The sequence below is a fragment of the Rheinheimera pleomorphica genome, from assembly GCF_011634895.1.
In the GTDB taxonomy this organism is placed as follows: domain Bacteria; phylum Pseudomonadota; class Gammaproteobacteria; order Enterobacterales; family Alteromonadaceae; genus Alishewanella; species Alishewanella pleomorphica.
The window spans coordinates 124,318-139,356 of the sequence record NZ_SIRR01000006.1 but is presented as its reverse complement, the minus strand read 5'-3'; the positions used below and the strand labels follow the sequence as shown (position 1 = coordinate 139,356).

General features: G+C 49.9%; 16 protein-coding genes. 11 read left to right on the top strand and 5 right to left on the bottom strand.

All coding sequences use genetic code 11. The features are described 5' to 3' along the window. Positions 1-513: 513 nt before the first annotated feature. A complete protein-coding gene (locus EYB30_RS07050) occupies positions 514-1,005 on the top strand; it encodes an RNA recognition motif domain-containing protein (protein ID WP_166838215.1) in 492 nt (163 codons plus the stop codon). Between the two features lie 133 nt (positions 1,006-1,138). Beyond that, positions 1,139-2,233, top strand: a complete 1,095-nt coding sequence (gene trmA, locus EYB30_RS07045; RefSeq protein WP_166838214.1) for a tRNA (uridine(54)-C5)-methyltransferase TrmA — start codon at positions 1,139-1,141, stop codon at positions 2,231-2,233. A gap of 5 nt (positions 2,234-2,238) precedes the next feature. On the opposite strand, the gene fabR is transcribed toward trmA, so the two are convergent. After that, complete coding sequence (fabR, locus tag EYB30_RS07040) at positions 2,239-2,847, bottom strand: HTH-type transcriptional repressor FabR (protein WP_166838213.1); 609 nt, start codon at positions 2,845-2,847, stop codon at positions 2,239-2,241. A 98-nt stretch (positions 2,848-2,945) separates the two neighbouring features. Between fabR and EYB30_RS07035 the strand changes: the two genes are divergently transcribed. The 3 genes from EYB30_RS07035 to EYB30_RS07025 all read left to right on the top strand — a co-directional run bounded on the left by EYB30_RS07035 (position 2,946) and on the right by EYB30_RS07025 (position 7,071). Next, the gene (locus EYB30_RS07035; RefSeq protein WP_166838212.1) at positions 2,946-4,064 is read left to right on the top strand and encodes an acyl-CoA desaturase; all 1,119 of its coding nucleotides are present in this window, start codon (positions 2,946-2,948) and stop codon (positions 4,062-4,064) included. A gap of 87 nt (positions 4,065-4,151) precedes the next feature. Continuing rightward, a complete protein-coding gene (gene sthA / locus EYB30_RS07030; RefSeq protein ID WP_166838211.1) occupies positions 4,152-5,576 on the top strand; it encodes a Si-specific NAD(P)(+) transhydrogenase in 1,425 nt (474 codons plus the stop codon). A gap of 130 nt (positions 5,577-5,706) precedes the next feature. Continuing rightward, on the top strand, positions 5,707-7,071 hold the full coding sequence (locus EYB30_RS07025) for a TonB family protein (RefSeq protein WP_166838210.1): 1,365 nt from the start codon (positions 5,707-5,709) through the stop codon (positions 7,069-7,071). A 71-nt stretch (positions 7,072-7,142) separates the two neighbouring features. On the opposite strand, the gene hemE is transcribed toward EYB30_RS07025, so the two are convergent. Beyond that, positions 7,143-8,222 (bottom strand): uroporphyrinogen decarboxylase, encoded by a 1,080-nt coding sequence (hemE, locus tag EYB30_RS07020; protein ID WP_166838209.1) that lies wholly within the window; start codon positions 8,220-8,222, stop codon positions 7,143-7,145. 297 nt (positions 8,223-8,519) lie between these two features. Beyond that, positions 8,520-9,314 carry an NAD(+) diphosphatase gene (gene nudC, locus EYB30_RS07015; protein ID WP_166838208.1) on the bottom strand — a complete coding sequence of 265 codons (795 nt, stop codon included), beginning with the start codon at positions 9,312-9,314 and terminating at the stop codon, positions 8,520-8,522. Positions 9,315-9,460: 146 nt separating this feature from the next. Here nudC and rsd point away from each other — a divergent pair, with 146 nt between their 5' ends. Then, on the top strand, positions 9,461-9,946 hold the full coding sequence (gene rsd, locus EYB30_RS07010; RefSeq protein ID WP_166838207.1) for a sigma D regulator: 486 nt from the start codon (positions 9,461-9,463) through the stop codon (positions 9,944-9,946). Positions 9,947-9,996: 50 nt separating this feature from the next. Here the strand turns inward: rsd and fkpA are convergent, their stop codons facing one another. After that, a complete protein-coding gene (gene fkpA / locus EYB30_RS07005; RefSeq protein ID WP_166838206.1) occupies positions 9,997-10,737 on the bottom strand; it encodes an FKBP-type peptidyl-prolyl cis-trans isomerase in 741 nt (246 codons plus the stop codon). A 105-nt stretch (positions 10,738-10,842) separates the two neighbouring features. Here fkpA and EYB30_RS07000 point away from each other — a divergent pair, with 105 nt between their 5' ends. Beyond that, positions 10,843-11,823 carry a WD40 repeat domain-containing protein gene (locus EYB30_RS07000; RefSeq protein ID WP_166838205.1) on the top strand — a complete coding sequence of 327 codons (981 nt, stop codon included), beginning with the start codon at positions 10,843-10,845 and terminating at the stop codon, positions 11,821-11,823. Continuing rightward, entirely contained in the window at positions 11,810-12,037 is a 228-nt protein-coding gene (locus tag EYB30_RS06995; RefSeq protein WP_166838204.1) for a SlyX family protein, read from the top strand. Before EYB30_RS07000 ends, EYB30_RS06995 begins: the two co-directional genes overlap by 14 nt. Before the next feature lie 2 nt (positions 12,038-12,039). Here the strand turns inward: EYB30_RS06995 and EYB30_RS06990 are convergent, their stop codons facing one another. Beyond that, complete coding sequence (locus tag EYB30_RS06990; RefSeq protein ID WP_166838203.1) at positions 12,040-12,246, bottom strand: YheV family putative zinc ribbon protein; 207 nt, start codon at positions 12,244-12,246, stop codon at positions 12,040-12,042. A 104-nt stretch (positions 12,247-12,350) separates the two neighbouring features. Between EYB30_RS06990 and EYB30_RS06985 the strand changes: the two genes are divergently transcribed. From EYB30_RS06985 to EYB30_RS06975, 3 genes are all read left to right on the top strand, one after another. Next, a complete protein-coding gene (locus tag EYB30_RS06985; RefSeq protein WP_166838202.1) occupies positions 12,351-14,258 on the top strand; it encodes an ABC transporter ATP-binding protein in 1,908 nt (635 codons plus the stop codon). Further along, entirely contained in the window at positions 14,251-14,745 is a 495-nt protein-coding gene (locus EYB30_RS06980) for a TIGR02444 family protein (RefSeq protein ID WP_166838201.1), read from the top strand. The genes EYB30_RS06985 and EYB30_RS06980 overlap by 8 nt, the downstream gene beginning before the upstream one ends. A gap of 88 nt (positions 14,746-14,833) precedes the next feature. After that, positions 14,834-14,974 (top strand): DUF3149 domain-containing protein, encoded by a 141-nt coding sequence (locus tag EYB30_RS06975; protein WP_166838200.1) that lies wholly within the window; start codon positions 14,834-14,836, stop codon positions 14,972-14,974. Positions 14,975-15,039: the final 65 nt, after the last annotated feature.

The following is a 15,039-nucleotide window of genomic DNA, read 5'->3' as shown; positions in this document are numbered from 1 at the left end:
GCCCACACAGATGATTGATTGCGAATTGTTAAAGAGCGTGCTTCGCTTAAGAAGCGGGAGGCGTATGTTACACTTCCCAGATTTTAAGTCAAGCGTGACGATGATTCTTATTTAAAAACACATCGTCACACCAGACTTTTCACCTCATTTCACCGCGTTAACTACCACCGTGAAGCGAGGGCGCCATTTTAGTGATTTAAGAGAGTCTGTCAAGCGTCTTTTTAAAAGATTTTTGCGAACCGTCTTATCTCACCCGAAGCCTGCTAAGTGCAGCGCCCCGTGGCATGGCGCGCATTATAGGGCGTTTTTTAATAGCTGCAAGTAGCAAACTAATAAAAATACGGTTTTGCGTGTTGTTTGCTTACTAATTCAGCTTTTTGCATATTTTAACGGCATAAAGCGCGAAAAGATGCCGCTGTTAGTGGTTGCGGTTTATTGCCTAACCGCTAAGATAAGGCTGCTTTATGTTGTTAAAGCATTCCGATAAATAGAATAAGTGCTTAGGATATTATTATGTTACCCACTTTACGTGCTTCTTTGCCCTATACACTGGCGCTGGCCGTGTTAGCTTATCTTGGTTTTACCTTTGTACCTGACTTAGCATTGGCTCAGGAACTTTTCGTGGTAATAGGTGTTTTACTATCAGGCATTCTGGTTCCTGTATTAATGGATGTAAAAGGCGCTGCAACAGAAACCATTACCACTGCTGCATCAGCGTCAACTGACTATAAAGGTGAAACCACTACTTTATATGTTGGCAACCTGCCTTATCGCGCTAACGAAGATGCGGTAAAAGAGTTGTTCCAGCGCTTCGGTATCGTTGTTAACGTACGACTGATGAAAGATCGCCAGACCGGTCGCCGCCGTGGCTTTGGTTTTGTTGAGGTTGCCGCAAAAGATGGCAGCAAAATGATTCAAAAACTAAACGACTTTAACTTTCAGGAGCGAACGTTAAAAGTGCGCGAAGCGAAAGAGCGGCAGGATAACGACGACGCCGAAGAGTAAAGCTGAGTAATATAGCGATAGGGGAAGCAGCGGCTTCCCTTTTTTAATGCGAAAAATCAGCCAATGGATATTCGAGGTTGGCTCAAACTGTTCTGTGCCTTAAAATAGCGGTTTTGGTTATGTAGAGCGATAAATGAGCGTAGGTCAGGTTTTCCCCGAGCAGTATTCCCAGCAACTTGAAGATAAGGTAGCTGCCGTACAGCAACTGCTGGCAGATTTTAATGCCCCGTCAGCAGAGATCTTTCGTTCTGAACCTTCTCACTACCGTTTGCGTGCTGAGTTCCGGATTTGGCACAATGGTGATGATATTTACCATGCGATGTTTGACCCCGCAAGCCGTGACAAAGTGCGCATTGACCATTTCCCGGTGGCTTGTCGCACTATTGCTGACTTTATGCCGGTGTTGCTTAAACATATTCAGTTCAATCATGAACTGCGTTACAAACTCTATCAGGTTGACTATCTGGCCACCTTGTCGGGTGAACTGCTGGTCTCTCTTATTTATAAGCGCCCGCTAGGCAACAGCTGGTTAGAACAGGCCAGGCAACTTACCGAACTGCTGGCAGCAGATTATAAGGTTAAATTTATCGGCCGCTCACGCAAACAAAAACTGATGGTAAGCAATGATTATGTCACCGAGCAATTTGAACTGGACGGCAGAACATTACAGTATCAACAGATAGAAGGCAGCTTTACTCAGCCTAACGGCGACGTTAACCGCCAAATGCTGACTTGGGCGAAAGCGATCGCCAGCGGCTTAGATGGCGATCTGCTGGAACTGTATTGTGGCAACGGAAACTTTTCCATCGCACTTGCGCCGTGCTTTGCCCAGGTGGTTGCCACCGAGATCTCACGCACGTCCATTAAGTCGGCCCAGTACAACATAGCGCTGAATCAGGTGAAAAATTTGCAGGTTCTGCAAATGTCTGCAGAAGATGTATCAGCAGCGTTAGCACAGGGCAACGCGCTAAAACAACTCGATTTAACCGGTATGCAGCTTAACACTGTGCTGGTTGACCCACCGCGTGCAGGGCTGGATGCAGGCACCGTGCAGTTGGTCAGCCGTTTCAACGATATCATTTACATTTCCTGCAACCCCCAGACACTCGCTGACAACCTGCAGCATCTGACCCAAACACATGACATTAAGCAACTGGCGGTGTTTGATCAGTTTCCTTATACCCATCATATTGAAACCGGCGTCTGGTTACGCAAACGCCCAAGCTAAGCCACTTACTCTTTAGGCTTACGACCATAGCTGGCGGCACCATGTGCCAGCCAGCGCAGTTGGGTAATAGTACGGCTGGTTAGATAAGCATATTGCTCCGGCGGCGCATCTAAGGCGTCAGCCCCGGTATGAAACACCAAGGTAACCATGGCTTCAGCCTGCGCCCGGGCCAATTCATCCGGGCAGGTGGTTTCTTTACGCAGATACTCAGCAAGCTCAGCAACAAAATGTTGGATCTCGCGCGCTACGGCACTTCTAAAGGCCGCAGACGTGCCAGAACGTTCACGCAACAATAAGCGAAACACATTGCTGTTACCGGTAACAAACTCCATAAAGGTCTCGATAGAGGTGCGGATCACACTACCGTTTTTCTCTATACGTTGCCGCGCCTGGCGCATTAATTGCCGCAGCATTAGGCCAGCTTCATCTACCAGTGTCAGGCCCAGCTCATCCATATCAGCAAAGTGGCGGTAAAATGAGGTTGGCGCTATGCCCGCTTCCCGCGCTACTTCACGCAAGCTTAAGCTGGCAAAACTTTTATCTGCGCTTAACTGCGAAAAAGCGGCATTGATAATGGCGCGCCGGGTACGCTCTTTTTGTTCTGCTCTGGACACGGAAATTTCTCTGCTCAGCGAAAAGCGCTATTTTATACCTTGACCAGCCGTTTGTGACCAGTAGAATGAGCGAACAGTTGTAAGCTAAACGGCATTTTATGAAACAAGCACCGATAATCTGGACTAACGTCCTGCTGTTCTCTATCACCACTTTGGTTGCTGCTGTCGGCGTACCCTGGTATGCCTTAAGCGTTGGCTTTGGCTGGTCTGAAATTGTGGCTACTGTTATTTGCCTTGGCTACTGCGGTATGTCAATTACCGCCGGTTATCACCGCTTGTGGGCACACAAAACCTATGAGGCCCATCCGTTTTTACAGTGGGTTTTCGCCATTGGCGGCGCCTTTGCTCTGCAAAACAGCGCCTTGCATTGGTCTGCTGATCATCGCGTGCATCACCGTCATGTCGATAATAATGATAAAGATCCCTACTCTGCTGGCCGCGGCTTTTGGTATAGCCATATTGGCTGGATGCTGCGCGATTATCCCGGCGTAGAGAAGCCGGACTATAACAACTGCCGCGATTTACAAAAAAATCCTATCGTCATGTGGCAACACCGTAACTATTTATGGCTGACGATAGCAACAAATTTTGGCATACCACTGTTACTGGGCATTATCAGCGGTAATGTTCTGGGCATGTTACTTTCAGCTGGCGTATTACGCCTGGTACTCAGCCATCACTTTACATTCTTTATTAATTCACTGGCGCATATTTGGGGTAAGCAGCCTTACACGGATCAAAACTCAGCCCGCGATAATGGTGTGTTGGCGTTTTTAACCTATGGTGAGGGTTATCACAACTTTCACCATATCTTTGAATCAGATTACCGTAATGGCATTAAGTGGTATCAGTTTGACCCGACCAAATGGTTTATCAAAACGGCGTCCTGGCTGGGGTTAACCCGTAACCTGCGTGTCGTGCCGGAAGAACGTATTGCGCAGGCAAAAGTTAAGATGCAGTTGCAGCGCGCTATTGCCAACGTTAAGCAACGGCCTAATGCCGAGCAGTTATTGCAGTTGCTGGAACAAGAGTACGAATTACTACTGGCCAGAATGCAGGATTATTATCAGCTGAAAAAGCAACTGTTACTGCAACGTAAAGAGCAGCTGGTCGCGCAATATCAGGCAGTAGACTTTAGACAACGTTATGTCGAGTTTAAACAACATTTACAGCAGCAACAACAGCACTGGCAAAGACTGGTTACAGCGTTTAGCTGACAGAAAAAAGAGACTTCGGTCTCTTTTTTTGTGCCTGATACCTGATATGCTCAGGTTAATATTGACCAGTTAAGTGAGATAAGCCGCGTGACGACGAAAAAAGCCGCAACAAAAACAGTCCGTTTTGATTTTGATGCCATTGTCATTGGGACCGGCCCTGGTGGTGAAGGCGCCGCTATGTACCTGGCTAAGAGCGGCTTAAAAGTTGCCGCAGTAGAGCGCTACCAATCCGTTGGCGGCGGCTGCACGCACTGGGGCACCATACCATCAAAAGCACTGCGTCATTCCGTTAGCCGGTTAATTGAATTTAATGAAAACCCACTGTTCCAGCTGGATGAGCAGCATACGAAGCTGACATTTTCACAGATCCTGAAACACGCAGCCGGCGTGATCCGCAAGCAAGTCCGGCTACGAAGCGGCTTTTACGACCGCAATCAGGTAAAAATGTACCAGGGCGAAGCCCGCTTTATCGATAAGCATCGTTTGAGTATCCGTAGTGAGGATGGCAGCAGTTTTGAGCTCAGTGCCAAAACCATCGTTATTGCCAGCGGCTCAAGACCCTACCGTCCGGCAGAGGTCGATTTTAATCACAGCCGGATCTATGACTCGGACACTATTCTATCGCTGCAACATGATCCCAAGCACATTATTATTTATGGCGCCGGCGTGATTGGCTGCGAGTATGCGTCTATATTCCGTGGCTTGGGGGTACGGGTGGATCTGGTCAATACCCGTGATCGTTTACTGTCATTTATGGACGCTGAAATTTCTGATTCATTAAGTTATCACTTCTGGAACTCCGGCATGACGATTCGCCACGGTGAAGAGTTTGACCGCATCGAAGGCACAAATGATGGGGTGGTACTGCATTTAAAGTCCGGCAAAAAAATGAAAGCCGATTGTTTCTTGTTTGCCAATGGCCGCACCGGCAACACCGACATGTTAAATCTGGCAGCCATTGGCCTCGAAGCAGATAGCAGAGGCTTGCTTAAGGTGAATAAGCAGTATCAAACCGGTATCGATAACATTTATGCGGTTGGTGATGTGATTGGCTACCCAAGTTTAGCCAGCGCCGCCTATGATCAGGGTCGCCTGGCCGGCGAAGCCATAGTAAAAGGCAACCTGGATGGGCATTTGATTGCGGATATTCCGGCCGGCATCTACACCATTCCGGAGATGAGCTCAGTGGGGAAAACAGAGCAAGAACTGACGGCGGCTAAAATTCCTTATGAGGTAGGGCGGGCGCAATTTAAACACCTGGCCCGGGCACAGATAGCCAATACCAATGTTGGCAGTTTAAAGCTGCTGTTTCATCGCGACACCCTGGAAATTCTCGGTATACACTGCTTTGGCGAGCGGGCTGCCGAAATTGTTCACATTGGCCAGGCCATTATGATGCAAAAAAATGGCGGTAATACGCTGGAGTATTTTGTCCATACGACATTTAATTATCCAACGATGGCTGAAGCTTACCGGGTCGCGGCATTAAATGGCCTTAACCGCCTATTTTAACTGTAACCAATTGATATTAAATATCAAAATTATAAAAAAGGTACTATTTTATTTATCTTTGTTTTGCCTGATAAATCGTTGTAAACTCAATTGCATAATAATTAAATAAATAGCATCTGTGGAGTTTTTTATGGTTCGGCTTCAATACAGTGTGATGTTGCTACTGCTGGCTTTTTGCTGGCAGGCCAAAGCAGATTTTCCCACAGCAAAAGCCCTATTCGAGCAACAGGAATATGCCCTGGCCAAGCCGCAGCTGGAAACTCTGGCTGAACTTGGTCATCTCGAGGCGCAGTTTTTATTGTCCCGCATGTACGCTGAGGGCTTGGGTGTTGACCCAGATATGAATCTGGCCTACGCCTGGACCTTGATAGCGCGCGAGCGGAATCATCCGCTGGCGGATAAACAGTATCGCCAGTTGCGTACTAAGGTAAGTTCCAGGCTCGAAGGCAAAGAAGTGTTTAACAGCCTGAATAACCAGTTTGGTAAAGCCGCACTGCAGGGCAACTTATACCCTACAGCCAACCGCTATGTCGCCACTGATGTCAGGGCAAAACCAATTAATAAAATAGAGCCGTCTTATCCGTCTTATTTTGAACGCGCCGGCGTATCTGCCTGGGCGGTAGTACATTACGACATTACAGAAGATGGCAAAACGGAAAATGCCAAAGTAGTGGCGTCTTTTCCAGTGGATGCCATTACTGAGTACGTACTAGAGGCGGTGCAAAATTGGCGCTTTGAGCCCCCGAAAGATTTATACGGCGACCCGATGCGGTTAGAAATGCAGTCACATACCTTTCAGGTTAAAACGGCAGCCAGCACTAAGTCACGTAAGTTCGACCGTGATAATCAGGAATATCTGGACGCCATACTCGACGCCGCCAAGGCAGAATCGGCCAAGTATCAATATTTGTACGCAGTATTGGCTGAAAGCCGTATTGTATCGGCACCAGACGCCCTGCACTGGTATTTGCAAGCGGCGATAAACGGCTACCCTCAGGCACAGTATCGTTTAGCCCAGTGCCTGGTAACAGGCAATGGTTGTGATCGGGACCAGAGCAAAGCCGTCAACTGGCTGGCTATCTCTGCTGATAGCGGTGATGCCAAAGCGGCTTACTTGCTGGCACAGGAACTGCTTGACAGCAACAATGTAAACTATGACCCGCGTAAAGCCGCAGGTTATCTGGAAGTGGCGGCGCTGCAAGAATATATGCCGGCAATTACCGAATATGCCTCTCTGCTGGCGATGTCAGATGATCCGACACTTCGCGACCCGCAAAAAGCCATCCGGCTGGCAGAACAAGGCCGCACTATCGACGCGAACAATCCGAATCTGTTGTCAACTTTGGGAGTTGCCTTTATAGAGCTGGGGCAGCAAGGCCGTGGTGAGTCCATGTTACGCCAGGCCGTAGAAGAGGCCAGAAAACGCAACTGGACCATTGAGAACTTTGAAGACTTGCTGGCGGATTACCAGATGGCCGCGACAGACGCTAACTAAGCCCCCGGCAGCTGCACTGCCTCTTTTACACAAATCCCCCGGTTTGCCGGGGGATTTTATTGAGCTTAATACTATTCGCTGATGTCCGCATTCATATGGTAAGTGCGGCTAAAGGCATGTACGGCATCAATAAATACACTTACCCGCTCTGGATCGACATCAGGTGTAATGCCATGGCCTAAGTTAAAGACATGGCCCGAACCCTGGCCAAAGCCATCGAGGATCATTTGTACTTCCTGGCGGATACGCTCGGGTGAGCCGAGTAAAATGGCCGGGTCCATATTGCCTTGAAGCGCCACTTTATTACCCACCCGGGCTTTGGCATCGCCAATGTTAATGGTCCAATCCAGCCCCAGCGCATCACAACCGGTATTAGCTATCGCTTCCAGCCACAAGCCACCATTTTTAGTGAACAAGGTCACCGGCACCTTACGGCCTTCTGCTTCGCGGGTTAAACCGTTGACGATTTGCTGCATATATCCCAGTGAAAACTCTTGATAATCACGCGGTGTCAGCACCCCGCCCCAGGTATCAAAAATCATCACAGACTGGGCACCAGCCGCAATTTGCGCGTTTAAATACAGGGTTACGCTTTGCGCCAGCTTATCCAGCAATAAATGTAACGCCTCTGGCTCGCTGAACATCATTTTCTTGATGGTGCCAAAGGTTTTGCTGCTGCCGCCCTCTACCATATAGGTAGCAAGGGTCCAGGGGCTACCGGAGAAACCAATCAGCGGCACACTGCCATCTAATTCACGGCGAATGGTGCGTACGGCGTCCATCACATAACGCAGCTCTTGCTCTGGATCGGGGATCGGCAAATTGGCAATATCAAGAAAATCGCGTACCGGACGTTGAAACTTGGGCCCTTCGCCTTCACCAAAATACAAGCCTAAGCCCATTGCATCCGGAATCGTCAAAATATCGCTAAACAATATAGCGGCATCTAGCGCATAACGACGTAAGGGTTGCAGCGTCACTTCACAAGCCAGCTCAGGATTTTTACACAGCGACATAAAGTCACCGGCCTGCGCGCGTGTAGCGCGATATTCTGGTAAATAACGGCCAGCCTGGCGCATCATCCACACCGGTGTTCTGTCTACCGGTTGTTTTAATAAAGCTCTGAGATACCGATCATTCTTTAATTGCATAGCGTGTCCGTCATTCACCGAAGTCGCGCCATTTTAGCATTGTGTCGTTGCTGCGACTATGTTTTAACGGTAAATGCTGTATTCAGCTTTTTTGCGATCAATACTTGTCATCACAAAATCGATCTGCTATAACACTTCTGCGCTAGTGAAGAATAACAAGTAAGAAGCCCGTTTAAACGGGACCACGCAAAAATTTAGTTAAGCCACTTTATGTGGCTTTTTTATTTGCTGCCATCCATGGCGAAAACCCTTAGGGGCCAATGCTACGCCTTGTTAAAAATCTTTCCGGAAGATTTTTTATTTCGCTGCCATTTGCTGCAACCGGGCAATGATCTGACCGGATAAGGTTTCTAGCGGCGGCACCTCTGGCAACGCATCCAACGAGAACCACGCTGCTTCTTCAATCTCGTGCTCCTGACAACGGATATCACCACCGGCGTAATCCGCAATAAAGCCTGTCATCAGCGAATGTGGAAACGGCCAGGGCTGGCTGCCAACATAACGCAGATTGGTAATATCCACCCCCACTTCCTCCTTCACTTCGCGTACCGCCGCCTGCTCCAGTGTTTCTGCCGACTCAACAAAACCGGCCAGGATAGAGAAAAAGCCCTGCCGGTGCCGGCTGGAGCGCGCCAGCAGAATTTTATTCTGGTGTGCAATACCCACCAGCACACAAGGCGCAATGCGCGGATAGCAGCGATGACCACATTTATTACACAGGGCGGCCAGTTCCCAGCTGACCAGGCTCATAGCACTGCCACACTGACCACAAAAACGGTGTGTTTGTAAAAACAGGGCCACTTGCACCGCTCGCGCTGCCAGCTGAAACACCGCATCTCCCTGAGACAACAGCTCCCGTGGGCTTGCCCATTGCGCTTCGTCGGCAATATGGTCGTGATTCACCAATAACATAGCGGGCAGCCCGTCAAGCTCGCCTAAGCGACACACCTGCTCCGGCTCGGCCGACAGCGTTAGCTCGTTATACCTGCCGCGGGGAATTTGCCGCTGACTCGTTAGCCAAATGCGGCCGCGATTGACAATAAACCAGTGGCCCTGTTGATTCGGTGTTAAGCTGACGCTGTGTTTGATCATGCGCTGTTCTCTGCGGTACCCTGTGGTAAGAGGCTATCATAATGCGGTTCACTGGGCTGACCAATAAAAAAACGGTTGATCTTTAGTGCAAAATTCATTTAATTAGACATTACTGCAGCACAGCCGCTGCACTTAAGGAGAAGGCAATGTACACCCGTGTGCAGACAGCGCGACAAAAATGGGGTGGCTCACTGACCGCCATCGACAATTGGCTGGATGAGCGGCAACAGCTTATCGTCAGTTATTGTAAACTGGCGGCATTGCCACCTTTTGATACCAAGCGCACCACTTTGCCATCTCAGGCCGCTGTGCAGGAGTTCTGCCAGCTACTGGTAGATTATTTATCCGCTGGCCACTTTGAAGTGTATGAGCGTATTGTCTCGGAGTGTGCGGTCAATGGCACGGACAGCCGCAAACTGGCTGATAGCCTGTATCCCAAAATTGCCGTGTCTACTGATTTAGCGCTGAATTTTAATGATATGTATGCTGATCATCTCAGTACACGCCACAGCGGCGCCTTTGACCGCGAACTGTCGGAACTGGGCCAGGCGCTGGAAGAACGTTTTGAGTACGAAGACGAACTTATCGATACCTTATACGAAAAGCATGTCGACAGCGGCATATCAGCCTGATTGTAGGTATGAAAAAAGCGGCCTCAGCCGCTTTTTAATTTGTCTGTGTTTTACTGTTCAGCCGCTTCAGCTTTAACAATTTCCAGTAATTCAACTTCAAACAGCAGCACACTGTTTGGCTTAATCACGCCCATATCGCGCTCGCCATAAGCCAGTTCTGATGGGATAGTGAATTTAAACTTAGAGCCGACATTCATCAGCTGCACGCCTTCCGTCCAACCCGGGATCACGCGGTTAAGCGGAAACTGCGCCGGTTCGCCGCGGTCATGTGAGCTGTCAAACTTAGTACCGTCAACCAAGGTGCCAGTGTAATGCACCTTTACGGTGTCAGTGGCAGCAGGCTTAGCACCGTCAGCCGCCTGCAGTACTTCATACTGTAAGCCAGACTCAGTCACCGTAACGCCTTCTTTCTTGGCATTCTCTTCTAAGTAGGTTTTGCCGGCAGCAATCGCCTGAGCTGCTTCCGCATCAGCAATAGCAGTTTGCTTTTCACGGAACTGTTCTTCCAGTGCCGTCATCATCGCTTGCACTTCTTCTTCGTTCAGTGCAGCTTTATCAGCGATAGCATCCTGTACACCGCGTAAAATAAGAGCGCTATCCAGTGACAGACCCATTTTGCTGTATTCATCCAGGGTGCTGTCCAGGTAACGGCCAACAGATACACCTAAACTATATGACTGCTTTGCTTCGTCGGTATCCAGCGCAGCAGGCTTTTGCTCTGCTTCTTTCTGGCAGGCTGTAAGAGTGATAACAGCCACTGCGACCAGTGACATTTTGGTAACTAAGCGCATTCGGTTCTCCAAGATTTACGCAGCCAGGCTGCAAAAGTATGTTTTAATAGTGTCCAATGAACTGACCTATACTAACGGTTTGTGCGGATGAGGTTAACACCCGACATGAAATATCCTGTGTTTTTTCTGCTAATACTGCTAAGCGGCTGTGAAAAACTACAGTCTACACCGCCTGTGCAGCAGCTGCCGCATGTGGCTCAGGGCAGCTATGCAGCGGCCTTATCAGACGATGGTCACTACGCTGCGGTGTCGTCTATTCAGGATGGTGTGGCGCTGTGGGATTTGCGCACTAATGCGCTGAAATATCAGTGGCAACATCAGGATAGCAGCGACAATCTGGTGTTAAACCTGGCTATCAGCCACAACAACAGCCATGTACTCACAGCCGACCAGCATACTTATGCACTGTGGAATATTACCAGCGGCGAAAACCAGGGCTACTGGCAGTTAGATGCCGCTACAGTGCGCGATGTCGCGGTGTCGAACAACGGCGAACATTTGCTGATTGGCAAAAGTAATGGTGGCGTGCAGCATATCACCCTGGCATCTGGCCGGCGGCTGGAGTTTTTAGGCCATACCGAGCGTATTAACAGTGTGGCAATGTCACCCAACGGCCGCTATGCGCTAACCGGAGGCAACGACTACAAAGCGCATTTATGGGATACACAAAGCGCCCAGATTATCTACAGTTTTAGCCACCCCAGCCGGGTGACTAAAGTGGCACTGGACCCGCAAGGCCGCTATGCCTTTACCGCCGACAGCCAGGACTTAGCGCAAATATGGGATATCCAAAGCGGTCAGCTGGTCAGTAAGCTACAATTTACGGCGCGTCAGCAGGTGTTTAGTGCCGTACGTTTTAGCCGCGATGGTCATTATCTGGCTACCGGTGCGCCAACGCGTAAACTGGCGTTATGGGATGTGCAAAGCGGCCGCGAGTTACAACAGTGGCAAGTAGGGGTAAAGCCCGATAGCCGGCCACCGAGTGCAGTGGTGCATGCGGTAGCGTTTTTATCAGAGAAGCAGTTAATCAGCGAAAGCTCCAGTGGCATCGCCGAAGTATGGGAGATCAAAGATGACAACAAATGAGCAGGAGTTACAACTGCATATTGTTGAGCTGGAAAGCAAATTGGCGTTTCAGGAAGACACCGTTAATAGCCTGAGTAATGAACTGCTGGAGCATCAGAAGAAAATTGATCGCCTGCAGCAGCAAGTGATGCTGCTGGCCGAGAAACTGCGTAACCTGCCGGACGATCAGGGCATACTGCGGCCGGAAGAAGAACCGCCACCACCACATTATTAATATTATTCCGGTTTAAACACACCTATTACCTGCTCGGCAACGCGGCTGGCTTTGGCTATCTGCGCCTCGGGTTGCACCATCTGGTGGCCACACTCCACGCATTCCACCTTTTCTACATTGTTTTCCATAAACAACATCATGCTGTCTACTGCCTTGCACTTCGGGCAACTGGCGCCGGCAATGAAACGTTTCTTTTTGCGGGTTGTCATCTTATGCCTCTTCTGGCTGGCCTAGCAATTTTATGCGCCAAGCCTTGGTTTGTTGCGGTTATACGGGTAAATTAGCAGCCCAATTCAGTTACACAGGAAAAAACATGATCCAGCTGCAACAGGTGGAACTACGCCGCGGTATTCAGTGTTTGTTTCAGGGTGCCGATCTTACCGTATTTCCGGGGCAAAAGGTGGGAATTGTCGGCGCTAACGGTTGTGGTAAATCCAGCCTGTTTGCTTTGCTGCAAAATAAACTGCACGCTGACGCCGGCTCAGTCAGCATACCGGCCAGTTGGCACATTTCAACCGTAGCGCAGGAAACCCCGGCACTGGACTGCAGTGCGATGGATTATGTGTTACAAGGCGACGAGCAACTGTTTCCGCTGCTGCTGAAAGTGCGCACTGGTTGCAGCGAATCTGATTTAGCTGCCATCCACCTGCAAATTGAAGCCTTAGATGGCTATCGCGCTGAAGCCAAAGCTGGCGTACTGCTTGATGGCCTGGGCTTTAGCGGTGACGCTCAGCAGCAAGCGGTAAAATCGTTCTCCGGTGGCTGGCGGATGCGGTTAAACCTGGCGCGGGCTTTAATGCAGCGTGCCGAATTGCTGTTGTTGGATGAACCAACCAACCACCTGGATTTAGACGCCGTGCTGTGGCTGGAAAAATACTTGGCTAATTATCAGGGCACCTTATTATTAATCAGCCACGACCGTGACTTCCTCGATGCCGTCACTGACAACATCGTGCATATCGAACGGCAAACACTAACCTTATACAAAGGTAATTACAGCCAGTTCGAACGCCAGCGCGCCGAGCAACTGGCACAGCATCAGGCTAATTTTGACAAACAGCAGCGCCAGGTAGCGCACCTGCAAAAGTTTATCGACCGCTTTAAAGCCCAGGCCACCAAAGCCCGGCAGGCGCAAAGCCGGATTAAAGCGCTGGAGCGTATGACACTACTGGCACCGGCGCATGTTGATTCGCCATTCAGCTTTAGCTTTCGCGAGCCCAAAGCCCTGCCTAATCCATTACTGAAAATGGACAATGTGCAAGCCGGCTACGCCGATAAAGTGATCTTAAGCCAAATAAAGTTTCAGCTGTTACCCGGTAGCCGCATTGGCCTGCTTGGCCGTAACGGCGCCGGTAAATCGACATTAATTAAGTTGCTGTCCGGCAGTATGGCACCGCAAAGTGGTGAGGTGTGGTACGCCAATGGCGTCAGCCTGGGTTATTTTGCTCAGCATCAGCTGGAAACGCTGCGACCGCAAGACTCACCACTGCAACACTTAGTGCGCCTAGACCCACAAGTACCCGAGCAAAAGCTGCGTGATTTCTTAGGTGGTTTTGGCTTTCATGGCGACAAAGCATTAGAGCCTTGCGCACCGTTTTCCGGCGGCGAGAAAGCCCGTTTAGTGCTGGCGTTAATTGTCTATCAGCGCCCTAACCTGTTGTTGCTGGATGAACCGACCAACCACCTGGACCTGGATATGCGCGAAGCCATCGTGATGGCGTTGCAGGAGTTTGAAGGCGCTATTGTTATCGTGTCGCACGACCGGCATTTACTCAGCAGCTGTACCGACGAGTTTTATTTAGTCGCCCATGGCCGGGTCGCGCCTTTTGACGGTGACTTAGCGGATTATTACCAATGGCTGCAACAAGATGCCCGCCAAAGCGCTGCGGCAACGCAGGCCGATACGCCAACCAGCAGCAATGTGATACGTAAAGATCAAAAACGGCTGGAAGCCGAGCTGCGAAACCTGCTCAGGCCGGTAAAGCAAACAATCGAAAAACTGGAGCAGCAGCAGGAAAAGCTGACCAAAGAGCTGGCGGCTATTGAGGAAAAAATGGCTGACCCCCAGATTTACGACGCCAAACGCAAAGCGGAACTAACCGAGTTACTGGCCAAACAGGCCAGTGCCAGCCAAAGCCTGGCCGGCATTGAAGAAGACTGGTTTATGGCACAGGAAGAGTTGGAGCAAAAAACCACACAGTTCTGGCAGCATAATGCCTAACAACGGCAACATGGCGCAGCCAATCACTGCCGAGCAACTGTGGCAGTTTAGCCTGGCGTTTTACCCTAAGGTTAAATCAGTCTGCTTACACTGGCAGGACGCCTTGGGCGCTAACGTTAACTTGCTGCTGTTGCTGTGTTTTTTAGAGCAACAGCAGCTTTGCTTAAGCGCACAACAGATACAGCAGCTTAGCGCGGCGCTGGAAAACTTCAGCGCTCAGTTTACCCGGCCATTGCGCCAGTTGCGCCGCAGCGCCAGCCAAAGCCCGCTACCCCCTTTACAACAACAGCAGCTCAAGCAAAGTTTATTAAGCGCTGAGCTGGAGCTGGAGCGCTTAGAACAGCAGTTGCTGCTGGCACAGTGCCCAGCCTTAACCGCCGACGCCCAGCCACTGCTGGAAAGCTATCTGGCACTACTGGCCCACGATACCACTGCCTGCGCCGGGGCATTACTTGATCTGCGTCAAAGCTTGCTGCAGTCGGGCTAAGCCGCGGTGCAATCTTTGATCTGTATCAGCTAAGCGCCGGCACACTTTACCTACACTTGCTTTAACAACACAGCAAGAGGGTAAAGTTATGAACCTGTGGCAAGAATTTATTAATGATCCGGTTATCTTTATCTCGTTTACCGGCTTAGCTATTGTGATTGGCCTATGTATTTTTTACGCCATCTACTTTATCTATAAAGTCGATCACGACCAGCCCGACAGCAAATAAAGCGCCTGGCGACGCCAGTTTCAGCTATTGCAGCTGCTACTTTACTATTCATCTAGCGGCAGATA

Bases quoted from the DNA above. Each gene is read 5' to 3' on its own strand.
- EYB30_RS07050 (WP_166838215.1), top strand. From the start codon at position 514: ATGTTACCCACTTTACGTGCTTCTTTGCCCTATACACTGGCGCTGGCC.
- rsd (WP_166838207.1), top strand. From the start codon at position 9,461: ATGTACACCCGTGTGCAGACAGCGCGACAAAAATGGGGTGGCTCACTG.
- EYB30_RS07000 (WP_166838205.1), top strand. From the start codon at position 10,843: ATGAAATATCCTGTGTTTTTTCTGCTAATACTGCTAAGCGGCTGTGAA.
- fkpA (WP_166838206.1), bottom strand. From the start codon at position 10,737: ATGCGCTTAGTTACCAAAATGTCACTGGTCGCAGTGGCTGTTATCACT.
- EYB30_RS06975 (WP_166838200.1), top strand. From the start codon at position 14,834: ATGAACCTGTGGCAAGAATTTATTAATGATCCGGTTATCTTTATCTCG.
- EYB30_RS07035 (WP_166838212.1), top strand. From the start codon at position 2,946: ATGAAACAAGCACCGATAATCTGGACTAACGTCCTGCTGTTCTCTATC.
- nudC (WP_166838208.1), bottom strand. From the start codon at position 9,314: ATGATCAAACACAGCGTCAGCTTAACACCGAATCAACAGGGCCACTGG.
- EYB30_RS06985 (WP_166838202.1), top strand. From the start codon at position 12,351: ATGATCCAGCTGCAACAGGTGGAACTACGCCGCGGTATTCAGTGTTTG.
- trmA (WP_166838214.1), top strand. From the start codon at position 1,139: ATGAGCGTAGGTCAGGTTTTCCCCGAGCAGTATTCCCAGCAACTTGAA.
- EYB30_RS06990 (WP_166838203.1), bottom strand. From the start codon at position 12,246: ATGACAACCCGCAAAAAGAAACGTTTCATTGCCGGCGCCAGTTGCCCG.
- EYB30_RS06980 (WP_166838201.1), top strand. From the start codon at position 14,251: ATGCCTAACAACGGCAACATGGCGCAGCCAATCACTGCCGAGCAACTG.
- hemE (WP_166838209.1), bottom strand. From the start codon at position 8,222: ATGCAATTAAAGAATGATCGGTATCTCAGAGCTTTATTAAAACAACCG.
- EYB30_RS06995 (WP_166838204.1), top strand. From the start codon at position 11,810: ATGACAACAAATGAGCAGGAGTTACAACTGCATATTGTTGAGCTGGAA.
- EYB30_RS07025 (WP_166838210.1), top strand. From the start codon at position 5,707: ATGGTTCGGCTTCAATACAGTGTGATGTTGCTACTGCTGGCTTTTTGC.